Source organism: Streptomyces sp. NPDC006458, from assembly GCF_040612135.1.
GTDB lineage: Bacteria > Actinomycetota > Actinomycetes > Streptomycetales > Streptomycetaceae > Streptomyces.
Window position 1 is genome coordinate 273,609 of record NZ_JBEXPR010000004.1, and the last position, 23,765, is coordinate 297,373.

22 protein-coding genes and 1 pseudogene are annotated in these 23,765 nt (G+C 72.1%); 13 read left to right on the plus strand and 10 right to left on the minus strand.

Annotated elements, in window-relative coordinates; translation table 11 throughout:
* Position 1: 1 nt before the first annotated feature.
* Both ABZZ79_RS07820 and ABZZ79_RS07825 read right to left on the minus strand, forming a co-directional pair.
* Positions 2-2,611 (minus strand): SpoIIE family protein phosphatase, encoded by a 2,610-nt coding sequence (locus ABZZ79_RS07820; protein ID WP_356687706.1) that lies wholly within the window; start codon positions 2,609-2,611, stop codon positions 2-4.
* Between the two features lie 567 nt (positions 2,612-3,178).
* Entirely contained in the window at positions 3,179-4,036 is an 858-nt protein-coding gene (locus ABZZ79_RS07825) for an endonuclease/exonuclease/phosphatase family protein (protein WP_356687567.1), read from the minus strand.
* 220 nt (positions 4,037-4,256) lie between these two features.
* Between ABZZ79_RS07825 and ABZZ79_RS07830 the strand changes: the two genes are divergently transcribed.
* On the plus strand, positions 4,257-5,630 hold the full coding sequence (locus ABZZ79_RS07830) for an FAD-dependent oxidoreductase (RefSeq protein WP_356687569.1): 1,374 nt from the start codon (positions 4,257-4,259) through the stop codon (positions 5,628-5,630).
* 81 nt (positions 5,631-5,711) lie between these two features.
* Here ABZZ79_RS07830 and ABZZ79_RS07835 read toward each other — a convergent pair whose 3' ends face one another.
* Entirely contained in the window at positions 5,712-6,095 is a 384-nt protein-coding gene (locus ABZZ79_RS07835) for a VOC family protein (protein ID WP_356687571.1), read from the minus strand.
* A gap of 542 nt (positions 6,096-6,637) precedes the next feature.
* On the opposite strand from ABZZ79_RS07835, the gene ABZZ79_RS07840 reads away from it, so the two are divergent.
* The 5 genes from ABZZ79_RS07840 to ABZZ79_RS07860 all read left to right on the plus strand — a co-directional run bounded on the left by ABZZ79_RS07840 (position 6,638) and on the right by ABZZ79_RS07860 (position 12,678).
* A complete protein-coding gene (locus tag ABZZ79_RS07840; RefSeq protein ID WP_356687708.1) occupies positions 6,638-8,305 on the plus strand; it encodes a SpoIIE family protein phosphatase in 1,668 nt (555 codons plus the stop codon).
* A gap of 227 nt (positions 8,306-8,532) precedes the next feature.
* Entirely contained in the window at positions 8,533-8,955 is a 423-nt protein-coding gene (locus tag ABZZ79_RS07845; protein ID WP_356687573.1) for a DUF6003 family protein, read from the plus strand.
* Positions 8,956-9,150: 195 nt separating this feature from the next.
* The gene (locus ABZZ79_RS07850; RefSeq protein WP_356687575.1) at positions 9,151-9,390 is read left to right on the plus strand and encodes a hypothetical protein; all 240 of its coding nucleotides are present in this window, start codon (positions 9,151-9,153) and stop codon (positions 9,388-9,390) included.
* Between the two features lie 233 nt (positions 9,391-9,623).
* Positions 9,624-10,745 (plus strand): ABC transporter substrate-binding protein, encoded by a 1,122-nt coding sequence (locus tag ABZZ79_RS07855; RefSeq protein WP_356687577.1) that lies wholly within the window; start codon positions 9,624-9,626, stop codon positions 10,743-10,745.
* A 127-nt stretch (positions 10,746-10,872) separates the two neighbouring features.
* Positions 10,873-12,678, plus strand: a complete 1,806-nt coding sequence (locus ABZZ79_RS07860; protein WP_356687579.1) for a protein kinase — start codon at positions 10,873-10,875, stop codon at positions 12,676-12,678.
* Positions 12,679-12,691: 13 nt separating this feature from the next.
* Here ABZZ79_RS07860 and ABZZ79_RS07865 read toward each other — a convergent pair whose 3' ends face one another.
* Entirely contained in the window at positions 12,692-12,991 is a 300-nt protein-coding gene (locus ABZZ79_RS07865) for a hypothetical protein (RefSeq protein ID WP_356687581.1), read from the minus strand.
* Between the two features lie 376 nt (positions 12,992-13,367).
* Here ABZZ79_RS07865 and ABZZ79_RS07870 point away from each other — a divergent pair, with 376 nt between their 5' ends.
* Positions 13,368-14,006: a hypothetical protein gene (locus ABZZ79_RS07870; RefSeq protein ID WP_356687583.1), complete on the plus strand. Its 639-nt coding sequence runs from the start codon at positions 13,368-13,370 to the stop codon at positions 14,004-14,006.
* Positions 14,007-14,155: 149 nt separating this feature from the next.
* Here ABZZ79_RS07870 and ABZZ79_RS07875 read toward each other — a convergent pair whose 3' ends face one another.
* A complete protein-coding gene (locus ABZZ79_RS07875; RefSeq protein WP_356687585.1) occupies positions 14,156-14,530 on the minus strand; it encodes a hypothetical protein in 375 nt (124 codons plus the stop codon).
* Between the two features lie 228 nt (positions 14,531-14,758).
* On the opposite strand from ABZZ79_RS07875, the gene ABZZ79_RS07880 reads away from it, so the two are divergent.
* Genes ABZZ79_RS07880 through ABZZ79_RS07890 form a run of 3 tightly spaced genes read left to right on the plus strand, consistent with a single transcriptional unit; the run spans position 14,759 to position 16,637 of the window.
* Positions 14,759-15,289, plus strand: a complete 531-nt coding sequence (locus tag ABZZ79_RS07880) for an ATP-binding protein (RefSeq protein ID WP_356687587.1) — start codon at positions 14,759-14,761, stop codon at positions 15,287-15,289.
* A 5-nt stretch (positions 15,290-15,294) separates the two neighbouring features.
* Positions 15,295-15,891 carry an ECF RNA polymerase sigma factor SigK gene (sigK, locus tag ABZZ79_RS07885; RefSeq protein ID WP_356687589.1) on the plus strand — a complete coding sequence of 199 codons (597 nt, stop codon included), beginning with the start codon at positions 15,295-15,297 and terminating at the stop codon, positions 15,889-15,891.
* Positions 15,888-16,637, plus strand: coding sequence for an anti-sigma factor (locus tag ABZZ79_RS07890; protein ID WP_356687592.1), 750 nt, complete (start codon positions 15,888-15,890; stop codon positions 16,635-16,637). Before sigK ends, ABZZ79_RS07890 begins: the two co-directional genes overlap by 4 nt.
* 57 nt (positions 16,638-16,694) lie before the next feature.
* On the opposite strand, the pseudogene ABZZ79_RS07895 reads toward ABZZ79_RS07890, so the two are convergent.
* From ABZZ79_RS07895 to ABZZ79_RS07910, 4 genes and pseudogenes are all read right to left on the minus strand, one after another.
* Positions 16,695-16,923, minus strand: a pseudogene (locus ABZZ79_RS07895) (RICIN domain-containing protein); the annotation flags it as partial.
* Between the two features lie 15 nt (positions 16,924-16,938).
* A complete protein-coding gene (locus ABZZ79_RS07900) occupies positions 16,939-17,907 on the minus strand; it encodes a TetR/AcrR family transcriptional regulator (protein ID WP_356687594.1) in 969 nt (322 codons plus the stop codon).
* Between the two features lie 532 nt (positions 17,908-18,439).
* Positions 18,440-18,802, minus strand: coding sequence for a DUF3471 domain-containing protein (locus ABZZ79_RS07905; RefSeq protein WP_356687710.1), 363 nt, complete (start codon positions 18,800-18,802; stop codon positions 18,440-18,442).
* A 1-nt stretch (position 18,803) separates the two neighbouring features.
* On the minus strand, positions 18,804-19,385 hold the full coding sequence (locus ABZZ79_RS07910) for an NUDIX hydrolase (protein WP_356687596.1): 582 nt from the start codon (positions 19,383-19,385) through the stop codon (positions 18,804-18,806).
* Between the two features lie 464 nt (positions 19,386-19,849).
* Here ABZZ79_RS07910 and ABZZ79_RS07915 point away from each other — a divergent pair, with 464 nt between their 5' ends.
* The gene (locus tag ABZZ79_RS07915) at positions 19,850-20,668 is read left to right on the plus strand and encodes an FCD domain-containing protein (protein ID WP_356687598.1); all 819 of its coding nucleotides are present in this window, start codon (positions 19,850-19,852) and stop codon (positions 20,666-20,668) included.
* Positions 20,669-20,938: 270 nt separating this feature from the next.
* On the opposite strand, the gene ABZZ79_RS07920 is transcribed toward ABZZ79_RS07915, so the two are convergent.
* On the minus strand, positions 20,939-21,715 hold the full coding sequence (locus ABZZ79_RS07920) for an SDR family oxidoreductase (RefSeq protein ID WP_356687600.1): 777 nt from the start codon (positions 21,713-21,715) through the stop codon (positions 20,939-20,941).
* Between the two features lie 179 nt (positions 21,716-21,894).
* On the opposite strand from ABZZ79_RS07920, the gene ABZZ79_RS07925 reads away from it, so the two are divergent.
* Together ABZZ79_RS07925 and ABZZ79_RS07930 are read left to right on the plus strand one after the other, a co-directional pair.
* Entirely contained in the window at positions 21,895-22,767 is an 873-nt protein-coding gene (locus tag ABZZ79_RS07925) for a helix-turn-helix transcriptional regulator (protein ID WP_356687602.1), read from the plus strand.
* Between the two features lie 179 nt (positions 22,768-22,946).
* On the plus strand, positions 22,947-23,699 hold the full coding sequence (locus tag ABZZ79_RS07930; RefSeq protein WP_356687604.1) for a hypothetical protein: 753 nt from the start codon (positions 22,947-22,949) through the stop codon (positions 23,697-23,699).
* The last annotated feature ends 66 nt before the right edge of the window (positions 23,700-23,765 follow it).

The window sequence follows — 23,765 nt, forward strand, 5'->3', positions numbered from 1 at the left end:
GTCACCAGGCCAGTTCGTCGATCAGTGCGGCCGGGTCCGGGTCGGGGGTGCGGCCCAGGGTCTGTTCGGCCCAGATCACCTTTCCGTTCGCCGCGTAACGGGTGCCCCAGCGGTCCGCGAACTGGGAGACGAGGAAGAGGCCGCGGCCTCCTTCGTCGGTGGTGGCCGCGCGGCGCAGGCGGGGTGAGGTGTTGCTGCCGTCCGAGACCTCCAGGACGAGGGTGCGGCCCAGCAGCAGCCTGACCCGTATGGGCGGGGCGCCGTACCGGATGGCGTTGGTGAGGAGCTCGCTGAGGATGAGTTCCGTGCTGAAGGACGACGCCTCCAGACCCCAGTCGTCGAGCCGGCGGCCCAGCTCCTTGCGGACGCGGGAGACGGCCGTGGCGTCGAAGGGCACGTCCCAGGTCGTGACATGGGCCGGGTCGAGCAGCCGGGTCCGGGCGACGAGCAGGGCCACGTCGTCGTTGGGATGCTCGGGCAGCATCGAGTCGATGACGGCTCGGCAGGTCTCCTCGGGCGTGCGGTGCGCACCGGCGACGGCCGTGCGGAGCCGGTGCAGGCCCTCGTCGATGTCGCTGCCGCGGTCCTCGACCAGTCCGTCGGTGAACAGCGCCAGCCGGCTGCCCTCGGGCAGGTCCAGCTCACCGACCTCGAAGGGGTGCCCGCCCACGCCCAGCGGCGGTGACAGAGGCAGGTCGGGGAAGCTCACGCCGCCGTCGGGATCGACCACGGCCGGTGCGAGATGCCCGGCGCGGGAGACGGTGCAGCGCCCGCCGACCGGGTCGTAGACGGCGTACAGACAGGTGGCTCCGGTGACCTGGGCGTCATGGGCGTCGGGGTTCGACGTCTGGGTGTCCCACGAGGCCACCATTTCGTCGAGGTGGCCGAGCAGGTCGTCCGGGGCGAGGTCGAGCGAGGAGAAGTTCAGTACCGCCGTCCGCAGCCTGCCCATGGTCACCGCGGCGTGCAGCCCGTGCCCCACGACATCGCCGACCACCAGCGCCACCCGGAATCCCGGCAGCGGGATGACGTCGAACCAGTCGCCGCCCACCCCGGCCTGCGCGGGCAGATAGCGCCACGCGATCTCCAGCGCCTCCTGCTCCGGCACGTCATGAGGCAGCAGGCTGCGCTGCAGCGTCACGGCCATGGTGTGCTCGCGGGCGTAGCGGCGGGCGTTGTCGATCGCGACGGCGGCCCGTGCCACCAGTTCCTCGGCGACCGCGACGTCCTCCTCCTCGAAGGGAGGGGAGCCCGTGCCCCGCCAGAAGTTGACCATGCCGAGGATCACGCCCCGGGCCTGCAGGGGAACGGAGATCATCGAGTGGATGCCGTACTCCAGCGCCTCGCGGGCTCCCCGGGGGTCCTGGGCCCGCCAGTCCTGCGCGGTGTTCAGGTCCGCCACGCGGACTGCCTTGCCTCGGTGCAGCGCCGCCACCATCGGGGTGTCGGCCACCACGAACTGGATCAGGTCCCCCACCGGCTGCAGCGGATGCCCCCGGGCGCCGCTGAGCGCGGTGCGGCGCATGCGCCGGACGGCGCCGGTGGGCTCCTCACCGTGCAGGACCAGGTCGAGGAGTTCCACGGTGACGAAGTCGGCCACGCGCGGGACCGCCACTTCGGCGAGCTCCTCCGCCGTGCGCCGGATGTCGAGCGTGGTGCCGATGCGTACGCCCGCCTCGTACAGGAGGGTCAGCCGTCCCCGCGCCGTCTCGGCCTGACCCGACAGGGCCTCCAGTTCCGTGGTGTCGCGCAGGGTGGCGACCAGGCCCTGTCCGCCGCCGTAGGGCTCGGTGAGGCGGGTGTTCACGGCGAGCAGTCGCTCACCGGCCGGGAGCAGTTCGTCGGAGACGGGTTCGCCCGACTCCAGCAGCTGGGTGAGGCGGGCGCTGAGCCCCAGTTCCGCCACGGGGCTGCGGTCGGCGCCCCGCGGCAGGTCCAGCAGGCGGCGCGCCTCGTCGTTGGCGAGCATCAGGCGCCCGTCTCCGCCGACGATCAGGACGCCCTCGCGCACGGCGTGCAGCACGGCGTCGTGGTGTTCGAACAGCCGGGTCATCTCGACCGGGCCCAGACCGTGCGTCTGCCGACGCAGCCGCCTGCTGACCAGGGCAGTGCCGACGACGGCCAGCGCGAGCGCGGCCGCAGCGGCGGCCACCATCGCCGGGACCTGGCGGTTCAGCACCTGCCCCAGGGTGTCGAACCGGATCCCGGCACTGACCATGCCGACCACCTGCCCGTCGGCGTCCATGACGGGGACCACCGCGCGCACGGCGTCGGCGGGCTCGCCGTTGAACGTCTCGGTGAAGGCCTCTCCCGCGGCGGCCCGCTCCACCCCCGCCGTCCTGGTGCCGATCAGCTCGGGCAGGGGGTCGGTGAGCCGCACCCCCTGCCTGTCCAGGACGGTGACGAAGTCGACGCCGGATCCCCTCCTGGCCGCCTCGGCCGCCGGCTGGAGCAGAGCCGTCGGATCCGGCGACGCCAGCGCGGCGGCGGTACCCGGCGGCTGCGCGAACCCCTCCGCCACAGCCAGACAGCGGTGCTTGGCGCCCTGCTCGGCCTCGTAGCGCCCCTGTACGACCAGGGCCCCGACCGCCGCCGCGATCAGCACCAGCATGATCAGTACCTGGAGCAGGAAGACCTGTGCGGCCAGCGGGCGGACACTCAGCGGCGGTGTGAGACGGCGCCCTGCGAAATGCCGCTCCCCCGAACGGCGGGACGAGTCGGTGGAGCGTCCGTCGCCGTACGGCGCCGCTCCCGTCCTGGACCGGCGATAAGGACCGATCATGTCCCATTTCTAGCACTGTGCCGGTATGGCGAGCGAATGGTGCCGTTCCGCGCGGGCCGGGTCCGCACACACCCTCGGCGACGCGTGCCTGTCCGGACCCTCAGTGGTGCGGAGACCGCATGACGTACCGCATGCGGTCCGCGTCCCGGCGTACGTCGCGGTGCCCTCGGCCGGCCGTACGCCCGCACCGGCGAGTGCCGCGACGAGTCGGGCGACACCGCCGATCACGAGCGGGGCATGTCATCGTCCGAACGGCCGGGACGGGCCGGGTCCGGTGTCGCCGGCGGACGGTCTCCCGCCAGTGCCCGGAACTCGTCCCACCGGACCTCGGCCGCCGCACACCCCGACGCTCCCGCGCTCGGCTCCCGGAGGTGTGCCGTCGCGGTGTGATGGGCCCTATCGCCCGGGCGCCGCCTGGAGCGGGTCGAGGTCGGCGTACAGCATGTGGTGGTCCGAGTACGCGCTGGGCCGGACGTGGTGCGTGCGCGAGGTGATGCCTCGCAGGAAGACGTAGTCGAACTTGGTGTTCCAGTCGGCGGTGGTCTGGCAGGCGCCGTAGAGCGAGGGGCGGCACTGGGGGTCCGTGTCCGTTGCCAGTGCCCAGATCGGGTTGAGTTCGGGAGCGTCCGGTACGGCGTTGAAGTCACCGAGGACGATGGCGCGGTCGTGCCGGGCCACCGCCGGGGCGAGCACACGTGTCTGATTCGCGCGCACTACTTCCTGACGTCGTTCGGCGAGATGTGTGTTGAAGACCCGGACGCGCTCACCGCCGACCGTGGTGGTGACCGCCATGTAGCCGCGGTCCTCGGACCCTCCGTCGGGGTATTCGACGTTGAGGCGGTCGGTCATCGGTGCCGCCGAGAGGATCGCCTGGCCGTACGCTCCCGGGCGCCAGGGCGCTCCCCCGCAGCGGCTCCACTTCCGAAGAACCGGTCCGTACTCGACGTGGTAGACCAGCCCGTGACGGGTCTCCAGATACTCCCGGATCCTCTCGACGTCACGCCCACACGCTTCCTGCAGGCCGATGACCTGGGGCGCGTACCTGGCGATCTCCGCGGCCCGGTCGGTGTTGCTCTCCTCGCAGGGGTTGCAGATGTTCCACGTCATGACCCGGTTGGGTACGACATCCCTTTCGGCACTGACGGCCTGTGGCCTGCCGAAGAGGGGGCCGGCCGGCGTGCTGGGGCCTACGAGCACCACGCACGCCGCGATCACGCCGCCCGCGAGCAACCGCGTTTCCCTACCGAGCACCATCGCCTCCTCAGCGCGGACACACAGGGCATCTGACGTCCTTCGTCCCGAGCGTATGAGGAGGGGACATGAGCAGCGTGTGTTGCCGATCCTTCCCGGACGCGCGTCGACGGGCGGCCGCGGCCGAGCGTGCCCGCAATCCTCCCGACGGACGAGGGCGGTTCCCGACCGAAGATCATCGAGTAGTACGCTCATCGCGCAACACGACGCGAAGGGGAGCTCGGTGGCGCGGGTTGCGGTGATAGGCGGGGGCATCAGCGGGCTGGGGACGGCGCTCATGCTCGGCCGAAGGGGTCACACGGTCACATTGTTCGAACAGGACGCGCGGCAGGCCGGAGAGGACCTGGACCGGGATTTCTTCGCCTGGCACCGTCCACGCGTCCCGCAGGCCGCGCAGCCGCACTCGCTGCTGGCTCCCGTCCGCACCGTACTGCGCGCCGAGACTCCCGATGTCTACGCCGACCTGCTGGCACGAGGCGCCCGCGAGTATCACGAGTTCGACTGGTTCGGTGAGCATCCGCCGCACCGGCCCGGCGACGAGGACCTGGTGACCGTGCGCACCCGGCGCATCGTGCTGGAGGCCGCCCTGGCCGCGGCCGTGCGGCACGAACCCGGCGTCGAACTGCGACGGGGCTGCCGGGTGAGCGGCCTGACCGTCCGGGAGGGCAGCCCTGCCCGGGTCAGCGGTGTGCGGGTGGGCGCGGACACGCACCGGGCCGACCTCGTCGTCGATGCGTCCGGCCGGCGCTCGCCGGTTCCCGGCTGGCTCGTCGAAGCCGGTTGCCGCCCGCCCGTGGTCGACAACCAGCGCATCGGTATCGCCTATCTGTGCCGCTGGTACCGCCTGCGTGCCGAGGGCCCGCGTGACCCCGGCCGGGTGAAGACCGGTTCGGCCGTCCCCTTCGCCCTCGCGGGTGTCTTCCCTTCCGACAACGACACGTTCGCCCTGCACCTGGTGCTCTCCACCGGTGATCCGACCCGCGCCGCGCTGACCGATCCGGCGGTGTTCGAGGCCGCCGCCCGCCGCTTCCCCGCCACCGCCGCCTGGCTCGGCCTGGACGCCGAACCGCAGTCCGCCGTCCTGGCGATGGCGGGTCTCGACAACCGCTGGACGGCCCTCACCGACGACGACGGACCGGTCGTGACCGGCCTGGTCAACGCCGGGGACAGCCTCATCCACACCAACCCGACGTTCGGTCATGGCGCGGCCCTCGGTCTGCTCGCCGCCCAGTACCTCGCCACCCACGCGGACGAGGTCGCGGCCGACCCGGTCGGGTACCACTCCTGGACGGCCCAGGCGCTTCGCCCCTGGTTCGACGCCCAGATGAAGTCCGATCGGCTCAACGCCCAACGCCTCGCCGACGGCGCACCGTCCACGGACCGGCGGGCCGCGGCCGTGGCCGCCTGCGCCTTCGACGATCCCGTCGTCATGCGAGCCCGGGCCCAGGTGCGCCACCTCCTGCGCCCGGCCGACGACGCCTACGGCACCGAGGAAGTGGACCGCCACGTCACCGCCTGGCTGGCCGCCCGGCCGGACTTCACGCCCCGGCACGACGGGCCGACCCGCGACCAGTGGGACACGCTCGTCTCCCGCTGAGCGCGTACCCCGGGTCCGGAACGGCCCGGCACCGCGTCAGAGGGGCAGGCCACCCGTCACCCGAGTGAACAGCCCCGCGGATCAGTACGACTGGAGCCGTGCACGCAGGAGACAGAACTCGTTGCCCTCCGGGTCGGCCAGGACGTGCCAGCTCTCGGCACCGGTCTGGCCGACGTCGGCGGGCCTGGCGCCGAGGGCCAGCAACCGCTCCAGCTCGGCGTCCTGGTCGCGGTCGGTGGCGTTGACGTCGATGTGCAGCCGGAGCTTGCGGGGCCGCTGATCGCCGCTGGGGCTGAGGACCAGGGTGGGCTGCGGGCCGCCGAAGCCGATGCCGGGCGGCCCGATGTGGATACTGCCGTCGTCCTCCCGGTCGATTTCCACATACCCGAGGACCCCCCTCCAGAACACGGCGAGCCGCTCGGGGTCCACACAGTCGACGACCAACTCACTGATGCGACAAGCCATGGCCGCCAATGTACGGCCGCTCAGGACTCGTCGGCGTACAGCACCCCGGTGGCGAGCAGCTTCTCGATCTCCGCGGCCGCCGGCACCTCGCCCGCGAAATCGGCTGCCCGATCGAGCCGGGCTCGCCGTCCCACGAGGCGCTCTCACCGCTGTCCGTACGGACCGCCACCGAACAGGGAACGACCGACAGGGACGTCACAGCGACCGACGGAGAGGTCACCGAGGGGGCCGCCGACGCGCCGTCGCCGGTCATTGCCCGGCCGGTTGAACGCTGGTCCGGCCCGATCGGCGCGCGGCACGCAGGACCGGCTCGCCACCGGCCGCCGGCCACCGGCCCGGTGTCCCGTCAGCGGTTGCCCGGCCGTGCGGGAATACGAGAGGCTGCGACGGGGAGATAGCGCCGTAGCCGTGGCCTGGGCAGAATCGACGCAAGCAGACGTGACGGAGGTGGCGTGGGCGGACTACAGCGGGGCGGCGGCGCGCCGGGCCCGGTCCAGCGGTTCCTTGAGGGGCATCGGGCGCTGCGCGGAGTTCTGTCGCCGGTGACCGACGTACTGGCGGCGCGGCGCCGGCTGGGCTGGTTGAACGCGGCGGGTCTGCGCATCGGCACCACGCTGGACCTGCGCCGCACCGCCGAGGAACTGGCCGACTTCGCGGTGCCGGAACTCGCGGACGGCTGTGCGGTGGACCTGCTGGAGTCGGTTCTGCGTTTCGAGGAGGGCGATCGCAGCAGGGGGCATGAGGCGCCCTTGCTGCGCGCAATGGCGGTGTCCCAGATCGACGGGCTGGACCTCGCCCCCGATCCCGTGGGCCAGCTGACCGTGCACACCCCGCAGCGGCTCGGCGCCCAGTGCCTGCTGTCCCGCAGCCCGGTGCTGCGCAGCAGGATGACCCGGGCCGACTACGACTCGGTGGGGCCGAGCCCGAAGGCCGCGGCGATGATGCGCCGGGCAGGCGTGCACTCGTACATGGCGGTCCCGCTGATCGCCCGAGGCATGCTGCTCGGGATGGCCGACTTCGTCCGGGCGGGCAGGCGTCCCTCGTTCACGCGGGCCGATCTGGCGCTGGCCACGGAGCTCGCCTCGAAGGCCGCCGTCTACATCGACAACGCGCGTCTGTACGGACGGGAACGCATCCAGGTCGTCACCCTCCAGCGGACCCTGCTCCCCCGGACCGCGCCCCAGACCCCCGGGCTCAGGGTGTCCTCCTGCTACACCCCCACCCCTGACCCGGGCGGGGTGGGAGGCGACTGGTTCGATGTGATGGCACTGCCCAGCGGCCGCAGCGCGGTGATGGTGGGCGATGTGATGGGCCGCGGACTGGGCGCGGCCGCGACCATGGGCCGCCTGCGCACGGTGGCCCGGACGCTGATGGCACTCGACATCGCGCCCGAACGGGTGCTCGCCCGCCTCGACCTCGCCGTGCGGGACCTGGAAGAGGACCAGGTGGCGAGCTGTCTGTGCGCCGTCTACGACCCGTGGGACAACACGTTCCGAGTCGCCAGCGCCGGTCATCTGCCACCCCTGCTGACCTCCCCGGACGGCACCGCGTCCTTCCTCGACCTGCCGGTCGGGGCACCACTGGGCACCGGCGTGATCCCGTACGACCCGATCGACTGCTCGGTGCCACCCGGCGGGCGGCTGATGCTGTACACGGACGGGCTGATCCGATCCCGTACGGAGGACGTCGACGAACAGTTGGCCGGCCTGCTGCGGACCGCCCGCACCGCCCTCCCGCAGGCGGCGGCCGTCTGTGACGCGGTCCGGGCCGACAGGGGCGGGGACCCCGCGGACGACGCCATCGTGCTCATCGCCGACACGGTGTCGCTCACCCCGGACAGCGATGTGTACGTACACGCGCTGCCCCCCGACGGATCGGCAGCGTCCCAGGCCCGCCGCACGGTACGCGGCCTGCTGGCGAAGTGGGGACTGCAGGACCTGCTCGACAGCGCCGAACTGGTGGTGAGCGAGCTGGTGGGCAACGCCCTGCGCTACGGGCACGCCCCGGGTGAGCTGCGGCTGGTGCGGCACGAGCGGCTGTCGGTGGAGGTGTCCGACACCGGTCCGGATCTGCCGCAGATCCAGCATGCCGACCTCAGCGACGAGGGCGGGCGCGGACTGCAACTGATCAACATGCTGTGCCGACGCTGGGGGGCCTGCCGCACCCCGTCCGGGAAGGTCGTGTGGGCGGAGCTGGACCTGCCGTCCTGAGGCGGGCGTGAGCGGACGGCGGGCTCGATCTGCCGTGCTGAGGCGGGCGTCAGCGGACGGCGGCGCTGGATCTGCCTGCCGTCCTGACGCGGAACCGGGCCCGGGACGAGGGGGACTCCCGCCCCACCGGAGCGCGCAGCCACCGCTGGGGAACTGCCGCGGTGAAGTGGGCAACCGCGGGTATACGAAGGGCTCATGGCAAGAACATCGCGTGTGAGGAGTCGAGGATGACCGATGACGCCTACCTCGTCCTGGTGAACGGCACGGGCTCGACGCTCGGCGTGCCTCCCGCCGCCGTCGGGGACCTCGCCTGCATGGACACGCCCGCGGTACGGGCCTGGCTGCACGCGTTCGGCATCACCGCGACCTCGCCCCGGCTGCGCCTGGTCCCTCCGGAAGCGACCTCGGCCGTCCCCGAGGACGCCGAGCGACTGCCCGTCCCCCTCGGTGAGGAAGAGCTGAGCCGGGTCCGGCACCAGGCCGTGCCGCAGGACGTCGCCAGGCTGGAGGACGAACTGCTGGCCTACCGCTCCTCCACCGATGGCCGTGACGCGCTGCTCACCCGCGCCCTGGCCGCGGGCGTACCGGCACATCGCATCGCGGAACTGACGGGCGAGGACCTCGCGGTCGTCGAGGCAGCGGCCCACTGACCCCGCGACGCCGGCTCTCCAAAGCCCCTGAAGGGACGCGTGGTGCAGAAGGGCCGCGTTCAGTCGGACCGAGCGGGCGTGGCTGGACCGAACGGTGTCGGATTCCCTCTCGCCCCCGCCCGCCGACGCAACACGGCGTCACCGGTTTGGTACGTTGAGCGACGATTTGCCCCACTCCAAACCCGGGAGTCCGACATGACCACCGAGGAACTCGCCAAGTTCTACGCCCTGCTGACAATCCTGGAGCCGAAGGCGCAGACCTGCGTCCAGGCTGCCCGCCTCGCCGAGGTGGGCACAGCGGGTGACGGCGACACCGACACCACCGTGGCGAAGCAGCTGAAGGCGCACACCGCCAAGATCGCCACCGAGCTGGCCTCGGTGAGTCCCGAGCAGCTGCAGCGCAAGACGGCGGCGATCGCCAAGTTGCTCGTGTAGTTGTGGCACTTACCCGCGTCGGCCCGCCGGCCGCGTTCGCCGGCGGGCCGACGCGCGCGTGGGCCCGCGGGAGCATGGCCGGGCGCGGCAGTGCGACATGCGTCCACTCAGCGCGCGCGGGACGGGGCACCGAGATCGGCCGCTCCGCGCTCGGCTAGTCTCGGCGCCACTGACGTTCACTCCGCGATCAGGGCACACCGCGACCGCATCGTCACACGGGGAGACGCCGACGCATGAACACGCCACCATCGCCGCCTGGACCGGAGCGAACTGACGGAGCGTCATCACCTGTTGTCCAGATAGGCGTTCTCGTTCCGCTGAGTCGGCCCGGCTGGGTCGGGGCGGGCCGGCATCTGCTCGCCGGACTCGAGCTGGGCGTTCGGGAGGTCAACGACGAGGGCGGGATCGCCGGTAGGCCGCTGGAGCTGGTGGTGCGGGACACCGCGGCCGACCCGCGGAAGGCCGCGGCGGCCGTGGACGAGTTGGCCGGCCTGGGTGTGGCCGCCTTGGCGGGCGAGTATCACAGCGTTGTCGCGCGCGCCGCCGCCGCGAGGGCCGACACCCTCGGGCTGCCGTACCTCTGCTCGTCAGCGGTTCTCGACGCGCTCACCGAGCAGCCGACGGAATGGGTCGCGCGCCTGTGCCCGGCGCAGTCGCACGGCTGGCGGATCTACGCCGACTTCCTCCTCGGCGCCGGCCACCGCCGTATCGCCGTGGCAACCCAGCCGAGTGTCTACTGGGCTTCCGGGGTCCGCGTCCTCCGAGAGCACCTCGCCGCACAGGGCGGTTCCGTCGTCGAACTCGACATGGGCGCGCTCTCCCCCGCGGCCGTGTGCGACGAACTCGCCGACAGTCGCGCGACGGCCCTCCTGCTGCTGGTCGGGCACCCGGAACCGGCGGTGCCGATCGTCGAGGCCGTCCGCGGCGATCAGCGCCTCGCCGAGCTCCTGATCGGTGCCCCCGCCGGACAGCCGGAGTTCGCCGAGTGGGCGACGCTGCTGGGTCGGGACGGCGCCGCGATCCCGTTCCTGCGCTACCTGCCCGAGCACCTCGGCCCCCTCGGCGCGCGAGTCGGGACAGCCCTGCGCGAGCAACTGGCCGAGGAGCCCTCCTTCGTCGCCTTCGAGGGCTACGACACGATCACCGTCCTCGCCGGTGTACTGCGTTCCCACGGCACGGACCGGGCGCGCGTCGCCGACGCCTGGCCGAGCGTCACGGTCGAGGGCACCCGCGGAAAGATCCGGTTCTCCCGTGTGCCAGGCATCGACGTGTGGCAATGGGCCTGGCCGCCGGTCCAGGTCGTCGACCGGGACCCGGCGGAACCCGATCGCCTCCGGGTCCTGCACACCGGCTGAGAGCGGACCGGCGCCTCGCCGAACTCCCCGGTACGGTCCACGCGCACCGGCGTGGACCGCGCCCGCCCGGGGCTGTCGGAGGCACCTGCGTGGGGAATTGTCACCGGTATCTCGTAGGCTCCCGGTCATGAACGACGGGGAATCCGGCAGACGGGTCATCGACGGGCGCTTCCAGCTGGAGGCGCGGCTCGGCGGCGGCGGTATGGGCATGGTGTGGCGGGCGCGCGATCTGGTCCTGGACCGGGCCGTCGCGGTCAAGGAGGTACGGCCGCCCGATCCGGGTCTTGCCGAGTACGACCCGCAGGGCGCGGCGATGCTCCGCGCGCGGGTGCTGCGCGAGGCACGGGCCCTCGCCCGTGTCGAGCACCCCAATGTGGTGACCATCTACCACGTGGTGGACAGCGGGGAGCACGCCTACCCGTGGCTCGTCATGGAGCTGGTCACCGGCGGCTCGCTCCAGGACCGCCTGGAGAAGGGACCGTTGACGCCCGTCGAGGCAGCGCGGATCGGCCGCGAGCTGCTGGCCGCGCTGCGCGCCGCGCACGATGTCGGCATCCAGCACCGGGACGTGAAGCCCGCCAACGTCCTGATGAGGCCCGACCAGCGTCCCGTCCTCACCGACTTCGGCATCGCGGCCATCAGGGAGTCGACCTTCCTCACCGCGACCGGATCCATCATCGGCACGCCCGACTACATGGCGCCCGAGCGCATCTCCGGCCAGGAGGGCGGCCCGAGCTCCGACCTGTGGTCGCTGGCGATGATGCTCTACGTCGCTGTCGAGGGCCATCACCCGCTGCGCCGGGGAACCACCCTCGCGACGCTGGCGGCGCTCCTGAGCGAGGAGCTTCCGCCGCCCGTCCGGTCCGGACCGCTGACCGGCTTCCTGACCGCGATGCTGGCCAAGGATCCGGCCCTTCGACCGGACGCGCAGACCGCCGACCGCATGCTCGCGGAAGCGGCCGAGGGCCGGGGCGCGGCTTCGAGTCCCTCTGGAGACGCGCCGGGTACCGCCTCTTACTGGCCGGCGTCGCCTGCGCCGGGCCCGACGACCGCGCCGTCCGCACCGGCCGGCTTCGGACCGCCGATGGGCTTCGGACCGTCGGCTCCGCACCAGGCCGTTCCCGGTCCGACCGGGCCGTCGTCCGCGTACCCCGGCCTTCCCGGTCCGGTCGGAACGCCGACCCCTTACCCGGCGGGCCCCACCCGCCCGACACCGCGGCGTCAGGGCGGCCGTGCCAGGAGCCGGGTCGCGATCGCCTCGTCCGTCGTGGGGACCGTGCTCGTGGGAGTGCTGGCGTGGACCCTGCTTCCGGACGGCGGCGGCAAGGACGACGGCGGGACGGACGCCCAGGCACCCGGCTCGTCCACGCCCACGTCCTCGTCCTCGTCCACGTCCACGTCCACGACGAAGGACCAGGACGCGACTCCCGCAACACCCACCGCGTCCCGTTCGGCGTCGGCGTCCCAGGCCGACGCCAAGACCGACCTGCTCACCCCGGACGGCATCCGGACGGCGGTGAAGGAGATCAAGGCCGCGACCGGCACGGACCGCGCGGGCGACTTCACCGTCTATCCGGACTATGTGTCGGTGCAGGTCATGGTCAGGGACAGCGACACCAAGTGCGACACCTACACCTACCGCCCGGGCCGGGGTGTCGAGAAGAGCATCATCAGCGGCACGATCTTCCCCGGCCACCTCCCCTTCAGCCTGGACGACTTCGACTGGGACGTCGTTCCCGCTCTGCTGAAGCGAGCGGAGAAGGACCTGAACGTGCCGAAGCCAACCCTGCGTTACGTCATGGTCCGCGCTGCCGACGAAACGTTCGACACTCCGCTTGGCCTGGCCGTCTACCGCACGGACGAATACGTCGCCGGCTATCTGGAAGCCGACTTGAAGGGCAAGGTGACCCGCGTGATGCCGGCCGAGGACTGACCGGCAGGGAGCCTCAGACGCGGAGCGTCCCGGGGAACGCGCCGTGGCCGACGCCCGGTGCGGTGACGGCCAGCCAGCCGTGGCCGCGGGTCACGGTGTCCGGGCCGACCTCGCCGGGGTCGACCGAGAGGTAGGCGCAGGCGGAGCGGGCGCCCGTGGTGCCCGCGTTGGCCGGCGCCTCGTCGTACTCGGGGTCGAACTCGGGGTCGTCGACCGCGAGGGTCTCCCAGGGCAGCGGGTCGCCCTCCCACTCGGGGTCGCTCTCGGCGGCGTACCGGCGGATCACCCGGCCGTTCTCGGCGACGAACCACACGTCGGAGCCGCCGGCGTCGTCCAGAACTCCATGTGCGGGACAGTAGCCGCCGCCACTGACAGTGCTGTGCGGCCGAGTACGGGATGGGCGCGCCCTCCGGGCAGTCGGCCGCCCGACGCGCTCCCTTGCCCGGCTCGCGCTGGGGCCGCATCACCCCTTCGGAGCACGCTCTCTCGCATACGGTGCGAGGTGCTGCCGGTGACGGGTCGCCACAGCCCAAGTGCCGTTCGAAGCACCGGGACACCCGCCACTGCCCTGTCCCTGTCGACGCGACGGGCCCGGCGGCGACCGGGTGTGCTCCTCGGTTTCCCCGATTCGCGCGCGGGCAAGTGGGCCATGACGATGGGGTGCCAGATCATCGACCTGGGACGGCACCATGTCTGTAGCTAGAAACGGCGGCCAGGGAGAGACCCGGCGGCGGCGCGCGGTGACGAGCGCGCTGGGCGGCCTGGTTCTCACTCTGGGCCTCGTCGGTTGCGACTCGGACAACGGCGACGACTCCGCGACCTCGCCCACACCTGGCCTCACCCGCGCGCCCGACACCGCCTCCTTCTCCGGTACACCACCGTCGGCTCTGGCCTCCAAGGCCTCGTCCGCCGTCGACTCGGCACGCGCTTCCGCGTCCGCCGCCGCCTCGTCCGCGTCGGCGCGGGCCTCCGCGTTCGAGGCGTCGGTGAGCGCCGAGACGGCCCGTAGGAGCGCGGCCGCGGAGAAGGAGCTGAAGAACGTCGAGGGCCGGGGCAACGCGCTGTCGGAGGTCGGGATGACCGGGCTGCCGACGGCGGAGACCGGCGGACTGCTCGCCGTCGTGGTGACCATCACCAACAAGACGCAGGGTGAGGCCTCCTACGCCGTGCGGGTCGACTTCAAGGATTCGAGCGGCAACGTGGTCGAGTCACGGTTCGTCGGCGCGGAGAACCTGGAGCCGGGGCAGCGGGAACAGGCCTTCGCGATCAGCCGTCGGCCCCTGGACGCGAAGCTGACCCCCTATCTCGCCAAGGCACAGCGCTACTGACCTCGCGCTCCGACGTGGTCGCGTGAACCGCCGGCCACCGTGCGCCACGTCGGCGGGCCGCCCGGTGCCGGGTCGGCGGAGGCCGGGCCGCACCTCGGGCCGCTCATACGGCGCGGCCTGCAGGACCAGGTCCTGCAGGCCGTGTGGAGTCACCGGTGGTGGCAGACCCAGTGCCCCTTGACCCAGTAGTGGTGCCAGTGGGCGGGGACGTAGACCCACTTGAAGTGACGGTCGTGGTCCCAGTAACCGCTGTGCCACTTGCCGTGGTGGTCGTAGTGGCCCTTGTGCCAGGTCTTGGTGTAGTAGACCTTCTTCTCCCAGTGGGCCTTCACCCACTTCTTGGCCCAGTGGCCCTTCTGCCACTCGCAGCGGTCGTGGCGGTCACCGGTCAGCGACGTGGCCGCGGTCGTCGTCGACGGAGCCGCCGCGGCCGTTCCGGACAGGCCGAGGGCGGTGCCGCCGGCCAGCAGTCCTGTGGCGGCGGCGCCCGCCACCAGACGGCGGACCCGCAGGGAAACAGCCATTGAAGCTCACCTCTTCAGAGCTCGAGAACCATGACGCAAGGGATTCGAGGCACGGGGGCGCGCGTATGAGTCGCGGGCGAAGTTTCTTCCGGCGGGGCCACCACGGCTTCCGGCGGAGCCACCACGAGGCCAGAAAAGCCAGAAAGGCCGGCCCACCATGCATCTGCGGCCGCGCTGGTCTCGAATCCCTGACAAAGCCGTGTCACCCCCCATCGTCCAGGACCGGTCATGACCACCACCGCCGTTTCTCCCCCTCGCGCCAGCAGTGCCAGTCACCGCGTCGCGCTGGCCCGCAGCCGTCACGCTCCGGCCGTGGCACGCCGGATCACAGGCCGGTGGCTCGCGGTCCGCGGCGTGGCCCACGGCCCCGCGTCCGACGCGTTGCTCATCGTTTCCGAGCTGGTCACCAACGCCATGCGTCATACGAGTGGCCGCTGCACCCTCGCGTTGACCGTGTACGGCGGCGAGGTCGACATCGCCGTCGCCGACACCAGCCCGCAGGTCCCGCGCCTGCGGGCCGGCACGGACGTGAACGCACCCGGTGGACGGGGCCTGGCCCTGGTGTGCGCGACGGGGGCCCGCATCACCGTCGCGCCGGCCTCGGGGGGCAAGACGGTGCACGCGGTGCTCGACCTCGGGCAGGAGACGCGCCAGGAGGTCTCTCGGGGTGATCTCGGTGGGCCGGACGACGCCGCCCGGCTGCGCACTCGTCTCCCGGGGTGCAGGATCGCTCGGGGAGAGCACGTCGACGGAACGTGAGTGACATGCCCGGTACGGCCTACGAGGAAGAACCCGAGCCGCCCGCCGGCCAGGACGATCAGAGTGTCGAGGCACTGCTGGCCAGGGTCGCGGACGGCGACAAGGGTGCGTTCGCGGGCGTGTATCGAGCCATGGCGCGCCCGGTCATGGGACTGACCTGCCGGATTCTGCACGACCCGGCGCAGGCGGAGGAGGTCACGCAGGACGTGATGGTCGAGGTCTGGCGCACGGCGGGCCGCTACCGACGTGACAGGGGGAGCGCCAAGGGGTGGGTGCTGACCCTGGCCCATCGCCGGGCCGTGGACCGGGTCCGTCACGTGGAGGCGTCGGCTCAGCGTGAGCGCCGGGCGGGCGCGGTCGTCGCGGGCCGGGAGCACGACGAGGTCGCCGAGACCGTCGAGGACGACGACGAACGCCGGCGTGCCCGGGAGTGCCTGGACCGGCTCTCCCGCATGTACCGCGTCCCCCTCGTGCTGGCCTACTACCAGGGGCTGACCTACGTCGAGGTGGCGGCCACGCTGTCCGCGCCGGCCGGAACCGTGAAGTCCCGGATGCGCACCGGACTGCGCCTGCTGCGCGAGTGTCTGGAGGCCCGCTCATGACACCCGAGGACGATCCGCACCTGGCCGCCGGCGCGTACGTCCTGCACGCCCTCCCGCAGGACGAGGAAGCCGCCTTCGAACGGCACCTGGAGACGTGCCCGGACTGCCGGCGCGAGGTGGCCGAGCTCGCCGAGACGGCGGCCGGTCTCGCGCTCATCGGCACCGAGCCGGCCCCTGTGCCGGACCGTCTGCTCGACAACCTGCTGCATGAGATCGGCCGAACCCCACAGGAGTCCGCGCGTCCCGGCCGGCCGTCGGTCCAGCGTCGGAGGCGCGTGCTGTCCTGGGCACTGGCCGCGTCCATCGCCGCCGCCGCCACGCTCGGCGGTATCGCCGTGTGGCAGTACGACCGCGCAGAGGACGCCCGCGCCCAGACTGCCGCACTGCAGAGCGCGAGGAAGGCTCTGACCGACGTGCTGACCGCGCCGGACTCCAGGGTGCACACCGGGGAACTGACGGGAGGCGCCTCCGCCGCCGTCGTCGTCTCTCGCACCGCCGACCAGGCCGCCTTCGCGGCCGCGGGACTCCCGGCACTCGGCGACGGCAAGGTGTACGAGCTGTGGTACGCCGCCCCGTCGGGGGACCTGCGCCCGGCCGGTCTCCTGCCCGGTGCCGGGGGCCGCTCGGCCCGCGTCCTGACCGGGCCCCTCGGCGCAGCGGTGGCGGTCGGCATCACCGTCGAACCGGCCGGCGGATCGGCCCAGCCCACCTCGGAACCGCTGGGGCTCATCCCGGTGAGCGCGTGACATGCGCGCCGACGGGGCCTGGTGGTGTGCACCAGGCCCCACCGCCGGTGGTGCCGGTCAGCCGGTCAGGGTGAACAGCTGAGCGTTCGAACTGGTGCGGGGCTGCTGGGAGAGACGGGCTCCGTCGGCGGTCGAGTCGTTGTTCACGGCGAGGGACTTGCCGCTGTGGCGGGCGACGAAGCGGTACTGGCCGCCGGTGCTGGTTGGTGCCGCCCACGTAGCTCCACAGGTGGACCTGGGTGCCGTCGGTGCTGGCACCCGGACCGCCGGCGACGTCCCAGACACGTCGTGTCCTCCCTCCTCAGCGCGCTCGCGCCCGAGCGGTTCCCCGTCGCCCGGTGACGAGCGACGCCGACGGCTGGGCCACGAGCCGACAGCCGAGGCCTTCCGGGGCCCGGTAGTCGGCGCCCAGCCCCATACGGGACACGAGGTCGAGCACCAGCATCTCGAACATCGGCTCCTGATCCGCGATCAACGGCGTCAGGTGCTCGAACACCTCCAGGGCCACCTGCCCGAACAGGGAGCGCCAGCACGACAGCATGACGACCAGCGCGCCGAGGGGAAGCTCGACGCCCGTGGCGGCGCGGTAGTCGGCGATCTGGCGGCGCACCCTCGGGTCCAGGTCGGCGTCGGCCAGGATCGGATAGGGGCGGGCCGCCCAGAGCCGCATGTGCTCGGCGCCCCAGATGGCAGCCAGTTCCCGCACCCACTCGGCGGTCACATCGGTGTGGGTCACCCCGGCTGCGACGGTGGGCGTGCCGAAGAGCAGCCGGAACTCCTGGCGATGTGCCAGGGCCCAGCGGCGGAACACCCGGGACGGGGCGATCAGCCGGGCCGCGAAGTCCGTCTCGCGCTCCCCCGCGATCGCCTCCCGCAACTGTTGCGTGAGCTCGGTGACGATGTCTCGGGCCGTGTGCCGCACGATGTCGCCGAGATCGTCGAAGTGGCGGTAGAGCGCCGCGGGTGTCACCCCGACGCGCCGGGCGATCTCGGCGAGCGTCAACGCCTCCACGCCCTGCCGCGTGATGACGTCCCGCGCGGCCGTGCGGACATCCCTCGACATCTGCCGGCGCAGCCGTTCGCGGCGCGAGAGAACACATGCCGAGTCGTAGTCCCCGCGCCCGTGCTCGGGGAGCACGACGAACACGTTGACGGTCTTCACGTCACCACCGCCGGTGATGTACTGCGTGCCGCCCCGCCCCGCCACGTTGCTCTGCCCCGGCACCGCTGCCGCCGTGTCGGCGCTCCCGTGGTCCACCTCGTCTGTCACCGTCGGCCTCGGCCTTCCCGGCCGACAGTGACGTCGCCGCTCAGGGTGATGTGCTGGGTCCCGCCGTCGTGGGCGCTGTTGTGCTGGATCCAGGTCCGCCGGGCCGGGGGCGGTCTGTGCGCGGCCTCCCGCCCCGCCGTACTGACCCTCGTGCCGTCCGAGGCCGCGGGGCCGAGTCGTCTCGCCCCGCCCCCGTCCGAATCCTGGGCCGGTCCCCTTCGGCCGAGCAGCCTCGCGCACCGCAGGCGCGCCGCTCTCCAGACGTCTGTCACCACGGCCCCCACCACCGCCGCTCCCCCGGCCGCGGCCAGTCCCCACAACGCCTCCGACAGCACCGTTCCTCCACTCGCCCGCGGCACCCCGCTGTGCCGGTACTCAGGAAACGTTCCGTGACGTCACCGAGTAACGGGCCGTTACGTTGCTCGTGGACGTTGCGCAGTGCGTGGGGAGCGCGGGTGTCTGCCCGGCGTACGCCGGGCACGTTCCGGGGGCGCGCACGGACCGGTCGCGGCTCTGCCCGACCGGCTGGTCGTCAGGACGTCGAGCCGGTCCGGGTGAAGGTGCCGAGTCCCTCGGTGTTCAGGTACTCGACGGTGAAGGACTGCCCGTCCGGGGTGAAGGTGACCCCGGTGAGGCCGACGGCGTTCTCACCGACGGTCCGGAAGCTGAACGTGTCGCCGTCGTAGTGCGTCAGCCGGTACGACTGCGGCTTCGGCCCCAGTTCGAGTGTCAGGGTGCCGTCCTTGCCGGCGACGACCTGGGCCCGTCCGTAGTAGTCGCTCTCGAACGTGCCCGTGTAGGTGCCGGCGGCCTTCGCGGGCGCGGTGCCGGAGGGCGGGTGGGCGTAGTCGGTCTTCGACCGGCCCTCCTCCGTAGTCCGAACGGGTTTCGGCAGGTCAGCGCGTGGCCGGGCCGGTGTGCGCGGCCCGGCCGTCCTCCGGGTCGCGGTCCCAGTCCCAGGAGTCGAGGTAGGCCGCCACGCCCGTGCGGCGCGCCTCCATGACGCCGGTGAGGCGGTCGAAGTCCCGCCTCGGCATCAGGTCGCGCCACTCCTCCAGGGGCAGCACGCGCACCTCGTCGTGCTCCGCGGGCGAGAGGGTGATGCAGGCGATCTGCTCGTCGGTGAGACGGCCGCCGTCGAAGACATAGCCCATGGTCGCGTGCGGCCACGCGGCTCCGGGCAGGCCGAACACGGCGGCGAGCAGCCTCGGCGGCCCGTTCACCACGAGACCGGTCTCCTCCTGGGTCTCGCGGACGGCGGTCCCCCACGGCCGCTCGCCCTCTTCCGCCGTGCCGCCGGGCCACTGCCAGGGATGCTCCGCCGTGTAGACGGCGTGGAGTTGTACGGGCCTGTCACGCTCGTCGGTGAAGAAGAACGCGCCGAACACCGTCGCCTTCGGCAGGGTCGCGGCGTACTCCTCCGGCGGCAACCAGAACTCACCAGCCGGGGCCGCGTCGTCGGGGACGGATGTCGTCATCGTCGGCCTCAGTTCGGCAGGTTGGCGGCTGTGTACGGAGTCCAACGACGCGGCGCGCTGTTTCAGTACATGCCTTTCGGTCGGCTACTGGCCGAATCCGTTCACCGAGGAACACCTCCCACGGCTCGTGGACGCTCCGCGGGTCGGCGGAGAAGCCGCCGTCACCGGCCCTTTCGACGTCCACGGCCTCGCCCTCGGCAATGAGGGCCAGGCGGCCGGAGAGGTTGGCGATGTGCACGATGCGTCTCCTGAAGGGGATGGGAGCGGGTCGCCCTGAGCCGCGACGGCGGGGTCCGCCCGGACCGCTGGAGCAAGCGGGCCGACCGCCGTCGACAGAGGTTCCCGTGCCCGCCCATCAGCAATTCAGCATGACGATTACCTTGATGCTGCGCTAGCGTGAACTGCACCACCAAGAGGTCTCGGCGATTTGAACATGCTGAATATGACGACCTTGAGGAGTTGACGTGACCCCCACACCCGACCGCCCCGCCGACGCGACGGACGTGGGCGCCGCCACCAGGGCCGGCGCCGGCCGGCCCGGCCCCAGGCCCGGCCCCCGGCCCGACAAGACGCCCCGGCAGACGACGTCGGGGCGCGCGGAGCGGGCGGCGCAGCGCGTCACCGAGCTCGTCGAGAGCGTTCCACCCGGCTCCCGGCTGGGCACCAAGGAGGAGCTGCGCACCTTGTGCGAGGTGTCTGTCGGCACCTTCAACGAGGCACTGCGTCTGCTCCAGGCGCGCGGCCTGGTCACCGTCAAACCGGGGCCCGGCGGCGGTCTGTTCAGCGCCGAGCAGTCCCCCATGGTCCGGCTCGGCCATTCCGTCCTCGCACTCGACGCGCGGACGAACGACGTGGCCGACGCCGTACGCATCCGTGACGCGCTCGATCCCCTGCTGATCGAGGACGCGCTCTGGCACGCCTCACCGGCCGATATCGCCGGGCTGCGCCGGCACGTCACCGCGATGGAGGACGCCGCTACGGCCGCCGACCCGGTCGCCTTCGTGCACGCCAACTGGAGCCTGCACGCGGCGATCGCCGCCATCAGCCCCAACGTGCTGCTCAGCTCGCTCTACACCAACCTGCTGGACCTGATCGAGTCGCACACCCTGTCCGTACCGCCGACCGGCGACCAGCCGCTGGGCGAGTACATCGCCGACCGGCACGAACTCCATCGCGCCCTGGTCGACGCCCTCGACAGGCGTGACCGCGAGGAGGCGCTGCGACTGATCCAGGAGCACAACACGTCGGGCAGCTCCACCGAGGAGCCCGCCGTCCACCCCTGACCAGGCACGACAGCGGTGGGACCTGGCTCCCAGGGCATCTTCCTGTTCGACAGGACGAGGGCGGTCTGTTCGGCTCCCCCGACGATGTGCTGGGCTCCGTGACCATCAGCGACCAGGAGGCCGGCATGGGCCCCCTGTCCAAGCTCGCGCACCCGGACGAGGAGCACTCCTTCTCCCACGTCGACCACCACGTCGGCTGAGGGGCCACAGCCCCCGATGCGTGGGCCCGCCCCGGGGGAGGAGGCGGGCCCACGCCGCTGAATCCGCCGGTCAGCTGGCCTGGCCGGTGGGCATGATGGTGACCTGCTGGAGGTTTACCCGCGACGGCAGCGTGGCGATGAAACCGACGGTCTCCGCGACGTCCTGCGCCGTGAGCCACTCCATGGTCTCCTTGGAGCCGGCCAGCCAGTCCAGGGCACCCTGGTCCGTGACGTGGCTCTGCAGCTCGGTGCCGACGATGCCCGGCTCGATCGCCGAGACACGCACCTTCTTCGCGCCCAGCTCGGCCCGCAGGGTCCGGGAGAGGTGGGTGACGTACGCCTTCGTGCCGGAGTAGACGGCGAACGTCGGGAAGATGTTCTGCGCCGCGATCGAGGAGGTGTTGATCAGGTCGGCCACACCGCGCTCGGCGGCGGACTTCACCAGCTGCGGGGTGAACGCGCCGATCGCGTTCATCAGACCGGTGATGTTCAGGTCGATCTGCTGCTTCCACTGGCCCGCCGCCAGCTCCTCGATCGGAGCGGGAAGCATGACGCCCGCGTTGTTCAGGAGCAGGTCGGCACCGCCGAACTCGGCCTCCACCCTGTCGGCCGCGGCCTGCACCGCGTCGGCGTCGGTCACGTCGACGGCGATGGCCACCGCGCTGCCGCCGTTCTTCTCGATGCGGGCGACCAGGTCCGCCAGCCGGTCGGCACGGCGCGCCAGGACGACCACGCGGGCACCCAGGGACGCCAGGTGCTCGGCGGACGCCTCACCGATGCCGCTGGAGGCGCCGGTGACGACCGCGACGCGACCGGCGAGGGGGAAGGGGAAAGCGTTCGTGGACATGATGCGTACCTTCCAAGGGTCAAGTGAGGGGAGATCCGCGGTCGGCCTCCGCCGGCCGCACATCCAGAACACCACCCGTACGAGCCCCTCGGGACGCCATAACTGGCCCTGCCCAAACAGGTACCGGCAGGACCACCTTTGCGCGGACACGGCACCGCTCCCGCACTCACACTGGAGCCATGGACCGCACCAAGGAAATCTCGGGCTTCCTGCGCTCGCGACGCGCGGGAATCAATCCAGAAGAGGCCGGCCTGCCCTCCGACGGGCGTGTCCGCCGCGTACCGGGCCTGCGCAGGGACGAGGTGGCCCGGCTGGCCGGCGTCAGCACCGAGTACTACACACGGCTGGAGCAGGGCCGGGCCCGCAACCCCTCCACGGAGGTCGTCGAAGCCATCGCCCGTGCCCTGCGGCTGGACGACACCGAACACGAACACCTCACCGATCTGCTGCGGTCCGGCGCTCCCGCCGTGCGACGTGCGCCCGCCAGGGCCCAGCGCGTGCGGTCCGGCCTGCATCTGATGCTGGAGACCCTCCACCAGGTACCCGCCTTCATCCTCGGCCGGCGCACCGACGTCCTGGCCTCCAACCGGCTCGCCAGGGCCGTCCTCACCGACTTCGACGCCCTGCCCGCCAGCCGCCGCAACCTCGCCCGCTACTACCTCCTCGACCCCGAGGCCCGCGAACGCGTGGGCGACTGGGCGCAGATCGCCGCGGAGACGGTGGCCATCCTCCGCCTCGAAGCGGGCCGCTACCCCCACGACCGGCAGCTCGCCGACCTCGTCGGCGAACTCACCCTCCAGTCCCCTGAGTTCACCACCTGGTGGAACGACCACCGAGTGCTGCGCCGCACCCACGGCGCCAAGCGCTACCACCACCCCCTCGTCGGCGACCTGCACTTCTCCTACGAGTCCTTCCAGGTCCCGGGCGACACGGAACAGACCCTGTGCGTCTACAACGTCGAGCCGGGCTCGGAGACCGTCCAGGGCCTCCAGGTCCTGGCCAGTTGGACCGCGCCCGAGGTCACGACGCCCGACGCCTCGCGCCCCGGCTGACAGCCACACCCATCGGCGGCACTCCTGCCCGCCCCCTCGGATCCGGGCTGCGGCCCGGTGAGGGGGCGGCTACGCTGGGAGAAGCTGCTTCGACAGCTCCTCGTCCTCCACTGCCCTGACCGCAACTGCACTCGGGCGACGTCCACGACATCGCCTTCGACGTGTGAGGGAGCCGTGCGATGGACCTGTCACCGGTCGAGATCAAGGTCAATGTCGAGGGCGATGTCCCTGCGGCGCTGGCGGCCCTCGGTGGGACGCACGGCGCGATGACGACCCGTCGGATCTGGTTCGCCGAGCACCGCGACGGCGTCACCGAGGGGCGGCTGCCGCTCCTGGAGGGCGGCACGATCGTGCGGTTGAGAATCGGTGGCGCACGGGACGATCTGACGGTCAAGCTGCGTCCCTGCACCCGTGAGCAGCTCGTCGGCCGGTTCTCCGCGCCTTTCCAAGCGAGTCCGCTCACGTACAAGATCGAGCGGGACTGGTCGGCCGGCAGCCGGGTGCTGGCCGCTTCCCTCGTGCACGATCACCCGCCGGGAGCACTGTCGAGCGCGGTGGGGCCCGGGGCCGGTCCCACCCTGCCTATCGACCCCGTGCGGGACCAGTTCCTGCACGCCTGCGCTCCCGACGTCCAGGTCGACGCGCTGGTCGCGCTCGGGCCGGTCCTCGCGACCAGGTTCGACGACGTACCGCTCGACGATCTGGAGGGGAACCTGGAGGCGTGGTCGGTCGCCGGGCTGGAGTTCCTGGAGTGTTCGATCCGGGTGAAGCCCAAGGAAGACGACGACGCCGAGGAGCTCGTCGCGCGGGCCGAGCGCAAGCAGCGGAAGCTGGAGGACGCCGTGCGCGCTCGCGGGGTGACGCCCTCGGAGCACTCCGAGAACAAGACCAAGCGTGTGCTCACCGCCCTGGCGATGGCCGTTCAGCACTGACTCCGACGGCCGCCGGACCGCACACTGCCTCCACCCGGACCGCGCTGTCACGATCCGGATCCCGAG

Bases quoted from the DNA above. Each gene is read 5' to 3' on its own strand.
- ABZZ79_RS07820 (WP_356687706.1), bottom strand. From the start codon at position 2,611: ATGCTGGTGCTGATCGCGGCGGCGGTCGGGGCCCTGGTCGTACAGGGG.
- ABZZ79_RS07825 (WP_356687567.1), bottom strand. From the start codon at position 4,036: ATGGTGCTCGGTAGGGAAACGCGGTTGCTCGCGGGCGGCGTGATCGCG.
- ABZZ79_RS07835 (WP_356687571.1), bottom strand. From the start codon at position 6,095: ATGGCTTGTCGCATCAGTGAGTTGGTCGTCGACTGTGTGGACCCCGAG.
- ABZZ79_RS07845 (WP_356687573.1), top strand. From the start codon at position 8,533: ATGACCGATGACGCCTACCTCGTCCTGGTGAACGGCACGGGCTCGACG.
- ABZZ79_RS07850 (WP_356687575.1), top strand. From the start codon at position 9,151: ATGACCACCGAGGAACTCGCCAAGTTCTACGCCCTGCTGACAATCCTG.
- ABZZ79_RS07855 (WP_356687577.1), top strand. From the start codon at position 9,624: ATGAACACGCCACCATCGCCGCCTGGACCGGAGCGAACTGACGGAGCG.
- ABZZ79_RS07860 (WP_356687579.1), top strand. From the start codon at position 10,873: ATGAACGACGGGGAATCCGGCAGACGGGTCATCGACGGGCGCTTCCAG.
- ABZZ79_RS07870 (WP_356687583.1), top strand. From the start codon at position 13,368: ATGTCTGTAGCTAGAAACGGCGGCCAGGGAGAGACCCGGCGGCGGCGC.
- ABZZ79_RS07875 (WP_356687585.1), bottom strand. From the start codon at position 14,530: ATGGCTGTTTCCCTGCGGGTCCGCCGTCTGGTGGCGGGCGCCGCCGCC.
- ABZZ79_RS07880 (WP_356687587.1), top strand. From the start codon at position 14,759: ATGACCACCACCGCCGTTTCTCCCCCTCGCGCCAGCAGTGCCAGTCAC.
- sigK (WP_356687589.1), top strand. From the start codon at position 15,295: ATGCCCGGTACGGCCTACGAGGAAGAACCCGAGCCGCCCGCCGGCCAG.
- ABZZ79_RS07890 (WP_356687592.1), top strand. From the start codon at position 15,888: ATGACACCCGAGGACGATCCGCACCTGGCCGCCGGCGCGTACGTCCTG.
- ABZZ79_RS07910 (WP_356687596.1), bottom strand. From the start codon at position 19,385: ATGACGACATCCGTCCCCGACGACGCGGCCCCGGCTGGTGAGTTCTGG.
- ABZZ79_RS07920 (WP_356687600.1), bottom strand. From the start codon at position 21,715: ATGTCCACGAACGCTTTCCCCTTCCCCCTCGCCGGTCGCGTCGCGGTC.
- ABZZ79_RS07925 (WP_356687602.1), top strand. From the start codon at position 21,895: ATGGACCGCACCAAGGAAATCTCGGGCTTCCTGCGCTCGCGACGCGCG.
- ABZZ79_RS07930 (WP_356687604.1), top strand. From the start codon at position 22,947: ATGGACCTGTCACCGGTCGAGATCAAGGTCAATGTCGAGGGCGATGTC.